This window comes from Mesorhizobium sp. M0778, assembly GCF_040320105.1.
Lineage (GTDB): Bacteria > Pseudomonadota > Alphaproteobacteria > Rhizobiales > Rhizobiaceae > Mesorhizobium.
The window spans coordinates 1-2,226 of the sequence record NZ_JAMYPA010000051.1; the positions used below are offsets into that span (position 1 = coordinate 1).

General features: G+C 57.4%; 2 protein-coding genes and 1 pseudogene. 2 read left to right on the forward strand and 1 reads right to left on the reverse strand.

Features of this window, described 5'->3' with window-relative positions; translation table 11 throughout:
- Positions 1–480, forward strand: a pseudogene (locus NKI22_RS31320) (hypothetical protein); the annotation flags it as partial.
- Positions 477–905, forward strand: coding sequence for a hypothetical protein (locus NKI22_RS31325; protein ID WP_352896616.1), 429 nt, complete (start codon positions 477–479; stop codon positions 903–905). The pseudogene NKI22_RS31320 and the gene NKI22_RS31325, both read left to right, overlap by 4 nt.
- Before the next feature lie 133 nt (positions 906–1,038).
- On the opposite strand, the gene NKI22_RS31330 is transcribed toward NKI22_RS31325, so the two are convergent.
- Entirely contained in the window at positions 1,039–1,686 is a 648-nt protein-coding gene (locus NKI22_RS31330) for an FkbM family methyltransferase (RefSeq protein ID WP_352939813.1), read from the reverse strand.
- Between the last annotated feature and the right edge of the window lie 540 nt (positions 1,687–2,226).

Consider the following 2,226-nt stretch of genomic DNA (forward strand, 5'->3'; position numbering starts at 1 on the left):
CCGGGCTGCACCGTCTCGCACTGCATCAACGCCGGCGCGGGTCACAGGCTGACCCTGCAGCACGGCATGGACGAGGTTGAAGAAGTCACGGCCGACATCGTCATCCTGGCCACCGGTTACGAGAACGCGGTGCCAGGCTTCTTGGAACCGATCGCGGACCGGCTGGAACAAATCGACAATGAGTTGGCTGTTCGCGAGGATTTTTCGGTGTGCTGGGACGGACCGCGTGAAAGACGCATCTTCGTACAGAACGCGAACCTTGGGCAGCGCGGGCTCGCCGATCCGAATCTTACCCTGCTGGCCTGGCGCGCGCCGCATCCTCGACAGCCTTCTGGGGCGCGCGCCATGCGCGAACCCCGAGCATCCTGCCTTCATCAGCCGTACCTCAATCGAGAGCTGGCCCGACCCCGTGGCCGAAGAAATGGGCAGCGGGATATGACTCGTCGACTACTGATCATCGGCGGGGCATCCAAGGAATGATGTCCGCCTCCGCTGCGGCGAAGGCCGGAGCCTTCTCCGAAATCATCGTGACTGAACAAGCCTTGGACCCATCGGCGCATCGCATTATTCTGGGGGCGTGCATTTCCCCTAGGGGGCGCGGCGAGCGCGCCAGAGTCGGCGCAAAGTATCGAATGTTTGCGCGGATCGCGGCGATGGTATCGAGGGCCGACTGGCTGCAGCCGAGCGGACAAAATCCCCGTGCCTGGTCGCAAACCTCGAGCGCAGCGGCGGTCGCGATCATGTGTGGCAACATCCTCTCGCGATTGCGCCTGGTCATTCCGTTCGATTCACCGAGTTCGGCGAAGGCCGCGGTTCAGGTGGCCTCAAGCCTGAAAACTCGAGTCCTTCACGGGGACCAATTCCCTTGCCTGGCCTCGCAGAACCTGTTTCCGGCGGATCAGTAAGGGCAACCAGGCTTCGGTCCAATCAAGCATGCTGCGACCGCTCACGGTGCGATCCTCGCACCCAAATCCAGCCGCTTGTGATCTGCAATGAGGATGGAGGGCTGCAGCAGGACGGAAGCAGAACGGGCCTGTTCTAGAGGCTCGTATTCCTAAGCAAAACATCGCCCTCCACTCCGCGTGGATAGCGGGTCAGCAATTCGAACGAAGGCAAAAGATCAAGAATGGCTTGCAGGGACAGCTGACCTTCATAGAGCTCGTGGTCGCTATATTCCGTGTAGATAAAGCGCGTGTTGCTCAAGGTCTGTCTGCCGCCAGCAATGACATCTGACTCGGCTCCCTGCACATCCATCCAGATGAAATCGATCTTTTTCAGGTTCGCTTCGCTGCACCAGTCGTCAAGCCTTCGAGTTTCAACTGACATGGGGCGATCGAACCGAACCCAAGCATGTTCGACAAGATGATTCTTGGGTCGGCGTATCGAGCCAGATTGGTCCCATTCCTCCGCGCTTCCTTCTCCATTGCTTGGATGGAAATCAATCGTGCCATTTCGGTTGCTGAGCGCGATTTCAAACAGTTTCACCTTGTCCAGGTACGGATTCATGTTTTTCTTAAAGCGAGCAGCCGCGCGAGGGTCTGGCTCAAAGCAGTAGAGCTGTGCCTTCGGGCAAAGGCTGAGAAAACGTCGCGTATCGGTTCCGTCATTGCAGCCGATGTCCAGGATGACGGGATCGGTTTTTTGCAGAAGTGAAACGATATGCCGATGTACTTTTAATGAAGAGATCGGTTCCTGCATATGTATTTCCATCGAACTTTACCTCAACGCCTCAATTGCACACGCGACATCCCTGGAAGGTATATCAACCGGAACTCCGGGGGCTAGCGCCAGCCAACTGCGATTTTTTCGAATGATCCCGCCTCGACCGCGCCGGTCGGTCCATGAATCTTTCGGAAGAAGTTGGACAGTTTGACTAGTCGGCGAGTGGCAGCTCGCATTCTCAGTAGACCTGTTCTCCCGGCCGACGTTTTCATATCCGCTATTCTCTATAATTCGTAAAATCGATTGTATTGATGGAACGCATCCGCACGATGGATGTTTGGCAAGCCATGCACCTGTGATTGGCCGGGAGAGGACTACGTTCGCCGGGTGGCGCTTACGTGGACCGATCACGCTTCGAGGATGGACTAAGGGCGGATTTCTTCCAGGCCCAGTGTAGATGCTATGGCCGGCGGCGAGCGTGTGGCACCCTCGGCGCTGTTGAGCAGCTATCTAAGGAGCGTCCCCATGTCACCATTCTTTGATGCAAGCAGATCCCTTACCGCC